We start from the raw sequence: 5,047 nt of genomic DNA, 5'->3' as shown, positions 1-5,047 counted from the left end.
ATGGTCGACGAACAGCTTGGCCGCGACCTGATGAGTTTCGGCACGCCGATCCTGGTGCTCGGCGACCCCGGCCAGTTGCCGCCGATCTCGGGTGGCGGCTTCTTCACCGACCACGAGCCGGATTTCCTGCTCACCGAAATCCACCGGCAGGCGCGCGACAACCCGATCCTGCGGCTGGCGCTCGATGTGCGCGAGGGCCGCGAGTTCATGCGTGGCGACTATGGCACGGCGCAGGTCATCGGCAAGGAAGACGTCACCCAGGAGCTGGTGCTGAAGGCGGACCAGGTGCTGGTCGGCACCAACCGCACGCGCCGCCGCTACAATCAGCGGCTGCGCGAACTCAAAGGCTTCAATGCCGACTATCCGCAGGCTGGCGACAAGCTGGTCTGCCTACGCAACGATCCGGCCAAGGGCCTGCTCAACGGCTCGCTGTGGAAGGTCATGACCTCGTCGCGCGAGACGGTGAAGCCCGGCATCAACCTTCTGGTGTCGCCGGAAGAGGACGATCCGGATCGCGGTGTCGCCAAGATCAAGCTGCTCAAGGCGGCCTTCGAGGACCCGGATGCCGACATCCCCTGGCAGCAGAAGAAGCGCTTCGACGATTTCGACTATGGCTACGCGCTGACCGTGCACAAGGCGCAGGGCTCGCAGTGGAACGAGATTGTGCTGTTCGATGAAAGCTGGGCCTTCAAGGAAACCCGCCAGCGCTGGCTCTACACCGCCATCACGCGGGCGGCCGAGCGGCTGACGATCGTCAGGTAGCTATCGCTCGCCAATCGGGCTGGCGCCGAGCCATTGCCAGGCGGCAGCCTCGTCTTGCGCCTTGAAATGCCTGAACTCGATTGGTGGCGAAGCCGGCAGAAAGCGTTGAGCGTCCGCTATCCAGTCCGGTTTGCCGATCGTCGCGCAACGGCCGACATGTTCCAATGCATGGATGGCGCCCTGCTTCAGGGTTTCGTCCGCGATATGGGTCCAGTCGACGCCATCATGGTCGACGAGGCGCACCAGCACATCGATGCGCGGATGAAGGGCATAGGCGGCCTCCATCAGCCCGAAAAGGTTTTCGCCGTCGGCCGCGGAGACGTGCCCGACGATGTCGATGGCGAAAAGGTCGTCACGGCTGGTCTCGATACGACGGATCGCCGGCACGGAATCGAGGAAATTCATGGGCGGTTCCTTTCCCGGATATGTTCATCAGGCTTGGAACACCCGAAACCCCCAGTCTGTTCCCACCAAAGGCATTACTGTTCCCGCCAAAGGCATTATAGGTGGCGCGTCGAATGATTTTACGAGGCCGCCCGCATGCCCGCAAAGCTCTCCGTCAATCTCAATGCCATCGCCATGCTGCGCAACCGGCGCGACCTGCCGTGGCCTGATGTCATCGGTCTCGGCCGCATTGCGCTCGCGGCCGGGGCGCATGGGCTGACGGTGCATCCGCGCCCCGACGAGCGGCACACAAGACGCTCCGATCTGCCCGCGATACGGTCGCTGATCGACGACGAGTTTCCGCGCGCGGAATTCAACATCGAGGGCTATCCGACCGAGGATTTCCTGCTGCTTGTGGAAAAGCATCAGCCCGAACAGGTGACGCTGGTGCCGGACGATCCGGCCCAGGCGACATCGGACCATGGCTGGAACTTCGCGACCCAGGCCGCGTTCCTCACTCCGATCGTCAAGCGTCTGAAGAAGGGGGGCTTTCGCGTGTCGCTGTTTTCCGATCCGGACCCCGATTGCGTGGCGGCCGCACACGACACCGGCGCCGACCGCATCGAGCTCTATACGGGTCCCTACGGCAGCTATCATTCCGATTCCGCCAAGGCGGCCAAGGAGCTGGAAAGACTGGGAAAAACCGCCGACGCCGCCCTTGCTGCCGGGCTTCAGGTCAATGCCGGGCACGATCTGGTGGTCAGCAACCTGCCGGCACTTGCCAGGCGCATTCCGGCATTGGCCGAAGTGTCGATCGGACACGGGTTGACAGCCGACGCGTTGGAGTATGGCATGGCCGGCACGGTGGGTCGGTTCCTCAAGGCCTGCGGATGGTAGCGATGGCAGCCTCGCGTGGCAGGCATGGCAGCCATTACGCGACGGCACTTGATATTGCATCGCAGCAAGCGTAGAGCACCGCGCGCTTATCGGAGTGTCGTCCATGGCCCTTACCAATACTGGTAGTGAGGCAGAACCCGTCGAACAATCGAGCCATTCGGAAGTCGAACAGCACAGCACCAAGGTTCTGATGCTGGGCGCGCTCGGTGTCGTCTATGGGGATATCGGCACCAGCCCGATCTATGCCTTTCGCGAGGCGCTCGTGGCGTCGTCGGGCGGCAATGTCGCCCAGCGCGGCGATATTCTTGGCGTTTTGTCGCTGATCATCTGGTCGTTGACGATCATCGTCACAATCAAATACATCATGTTCGTGCTGCGCGCCGACAACCGCGGCGAGGGCGGCGTGCTGTCGCTGATGGCGCTGGCGCGCGGCAGTTTTCCCAAGCGCTCGGCGCTGATGCTCGGTATCGGCATCGTCGGGGCATCGCTTTTCTTCGGTGACGCTGTCATCACGCCGGCGATTTCGGTGCTGTCGGCGGTTGAGGGCATGAATGTCGTCACGCCGACCTTCCAGCCTTATGTCGTGCCATTGACACTGGTCATTCTTGCCATGGTGTTCGCTGTGCAGCGCTTTGGCACGGGCGGGGTGGGATTGGTGTTCGGCCCGGTGACCGCGGTATGGTTCCTGGCCATTGGCCTTTCCGGTCTCAACCACATCATCGCCGATCCGGAAATCCTGTGGGCGGTGAGCCCGCACTACATCGTTGCCTTTCTGATCAATTCGCCCGACGTCGCTTTCGTGACCATCGGCGCCATCTTCCTCGCCGTCACCGGCGCGGAAGCACTCTATGCCGATCTCGGCCATTTCGGCCGCAAGCCGATCGTGCTGGCCTGGCTGGCGATCGTGTTTCCCTGCCTGCTGCTTAACTATGCCGGGCAGGGTGCCTTCGTGCTGGCCAAGAACGGCGTCGTCGGCCATCCGTTCTTCGAGATGAACGAGGGCTGGGCGCTGATCCCGATGGTCGTGCTGGCGACCGCCGCCACCGTCATCGCCAGCCAGGCGGTGATATCGGGCGCCTTCTCGCTGACCAGGCAGGCGGTGCAGCTCAACATGCTGCCGCGCCTGGAAATCCTGCATACGTCGGAGAAACAGTCCGGCCAGATCTACATGCCGCGCGTCAATCTCCTGTTGGCGCTGGTGGTGATGATGCTGGTCGTCGGCTTCGGCGAGTCCAGCAGGCTGGCGTCGGCCTACGGCATCTCGGTGACCGGCAACATGCTGGTGACGACGGTGCTGCTCTATGTCGTCATGACGCGTATCTGGAAATGGCAACTGTGGCTGGCGGTCTCGCTGACGGCGCTGTTCGGCTTTATCGACATTGGCTTCTTTGCCTCCAACATCGTCAAGGTGTTCGAGGGCGGCTGGGCATCGCTGGCCGTGGCCTTCACCATCGTGCTGGCCATGTGGACCTGGGTGCGCGGCAGCCGCTATCTGTTCGACAAGACCCGCCGCAACGAGATCCCTCTCGATTTCCTCGCCGGCAATCTGTTGAAGAAAAAGCCGCAGCTGGTGTCCGGCACCGCCGTGTTCCTGACCAGCGATCCGCTCAGCGCCCCAACCGCGCTGATGCACAGCCTGAAGCACTACAAGGTGCTGCATGAGCAGAACGTCATCCTTTCGGTGGTGACCGCGCCGCAACCGGTGGTGCCCGACAGCGACCGGGTCAAGATGGAGACGGTCAACGAGCTGTTCATGCGGGTGACGCTGACCTTCGGCTACATGGAACAGCCTAACATCCCGCGTGCGCTGGCGATCTGCCGCAAGCAGGGCTGGAAGTTCGACATCATGACGACCTCGTTCTTCCTGTCGCGGCGTTCGCTCAAGGCCTCGCCCAATTCCGGCATGCCGGTGTGGCAGGACCGGCTGTTCATCGGCCTGGCGCGCACGGCGGCCGACGCGACCGAATATTTCCAGATCCCGACCGGACGCGTGGTGGAGATCGGTACACAGGTGGCGATCTGACGGGCTCGAACGCGTAGACTTCAACAGTTGCGGAGGCGGGCATGAGCGGCGAATTGGTGCTTGTCACCGGCGGATCAGGCTTCCTCGGTGCTCACTGCATTGCCGAACTGCTGAACGCCGGGTATCGCGTGCGCACGACAGTGCGCTCCGCCAAGCGTGAAGCCGATGTTCTGGCCATGCTCAAGGCTGGTGGCACTGAACCGGGCGACAGGCTCTCCTTTGCAATCGCCGATCTCATGAGCGACGCGGGCTGGCCACAAGCCGTTGCTGGCTGCGACTACGTCCTGCATGTGGCCTCGCCATTCCCGGCCGGGGTGCCGAAGCATGAAGACGAGCTGATCATTCCGGCTCGTGAGGGCGCGTTACGGGTGCTGCGGGCCGCACGAGACGCCCATGTCAAACGCGTCGTGCTGACCTCATCCTTCGCGGCGATCGGTTACGGCAAGATGCCGCCCGGAGGCCAGCCGTTCACCGAGGAGAGCTGGACCGATCCTACGGCCAAGGTCAGTGCCTATGTGAAGTCGAAGACCTTGGCCGAACGCGCTGCCTGGGATTTCGTGGCCACCGAGGGTGGCAAGCTGGAGCTGGCCGTCGTCAATCCGGTCGGTATCTTCGGGCCGGTCCTCGGGTCCGACCATTCCACCTCCACCGAATTTGTCCAACGTATGATGAACGGCGCCATGCCCGGGCTGCCACGCCTGTCCTTCGGCGTCGTCGACGCACGCGACGTGGCGGAGCTGCATGTGCGTGCCATGACCAATCCCGCCGCCAAGGGCGAGCGGTTCCTGGCCATCGCCGGCGATTTCATGACGGTGCGGGAGATCGCCCAGACTTTGAAAACGCGATTGGGCGATGCGGCGGCGCGCATCTCGACCAGGCAGCTTCCCGATTGGCTGGTACGGATCGTGGGCCTGTTCAACGGGGAAGCCGCACAGCTCGCGCCGGAACTGGGTAAAGTCAAGAATGCCACCAACGCCAAGG

General features: G+C 63.1%; 5 protein-coding genes. 4 read left to right on the top strand and 1 reads right to left on the bottom strand.

Annotated elements, in window-relative coordinates; translation table 11 throughout:
* A partial coding sequence (locus EN993_RS31085) for an ATP-dependent RecD-like DNA helicase (protein WP_127265684.1) occupies nt 1-762 on the top strand: 762 nt, incomplete at its 5' end.
* On the opposite strand, the gene EN993_RS31080 is transcribed toward EN993_RS31085, so the two are convergent.
* Nucleotides 763-1,167, bottom strand: a complete 405-nt coding sequence (locus EN993_RS31080) for an STAS/SEC14 domain-containing protein (protein WP_127265683.1) — start codon at nt 1,165-1,167, stop codon at nt 763-765.
* A gap of 135 nt (nt 1,168-1,302) precedes the next feature.
* Between EN993_RS31080 and EN993_RS31075 the strand changes: the two genes are divergently transcribed.
* From EN993_RS31075 to EN993_RS31065, 3 genes are all read left to right on the top strand, one after another.
* Entirely contained in the window at nt 1,303-2,043 is a 741-nt protein-coding gene (locus EN993_RS31075; protein WP_127265682.1) for a pyridoxine 5'-phosphate synthase, read from the top strand.
* Between the two features lie 103 nt (nt 2,044-2,146).
* Nucleotides 2,147-4,066 carry a potassium transporter Kup gene (locus EN993_RS31070; RefSeq protein ID WP_127265681.1) on the top strand — a complete coding sequence of 640 codons (1,920 nt, stop codon included), beginning with the start codon at nt 2,147-2,149 and terminating at the stop codon, nt 4,064-4,066.
* A gap of 41 nt (nt 4,067-4,107) precedes the next feature.
* Nucleotides 4,108-5,047, top strand: a 940-nt coding sequence (locus EN993_RS31065) for an aldehyde reductase (protein WP_164757921.1), incomplete at its 3' end; no start/stop codon positions are given.

The organism is Mesorhizobium sp. M7D.F.Ca.US.004.01.2.1, from assembly GCF_003997785.1.
Lineage (GTDB): Bacteria > Pseudomonadota > Alphaproteobacteria > Rhizobiales > Rhizobiaceae > Mesorhizobium > Mesorhizobium loti.
The sequence above is the reverse complement of the archived record's forward strand: the minus strand, read 5'-3'. Positions and strand labels throughout refer to the sequence as shown.

What these genes read in the sequence shown, in the direction of transcription:
- EN993_RS31080 (WP_127265683.1), bottom strand. Translation starts at nt 1,167, where the DNA reads ATGAATTTCCTCGATTCCGTGCCGGCGATCCGTCGTATCGAGACCAGC.
- EN993_RS31075 (WP_127265682.1), top strand. Translation starts at nt 1,303, where the DNA reads ATGCCCGCAAAGCTCTCCGTCAATCTCAATGCCATCGCCATGCTGCGC.
- EN993_RS31070 (WP_127265681.1), top strand. Translation starts at nt 2,147, where the DNA reads ATGGCCCTTACCAATACTGGTAGTGAGGCAGAACCCGTCGAACAATCG.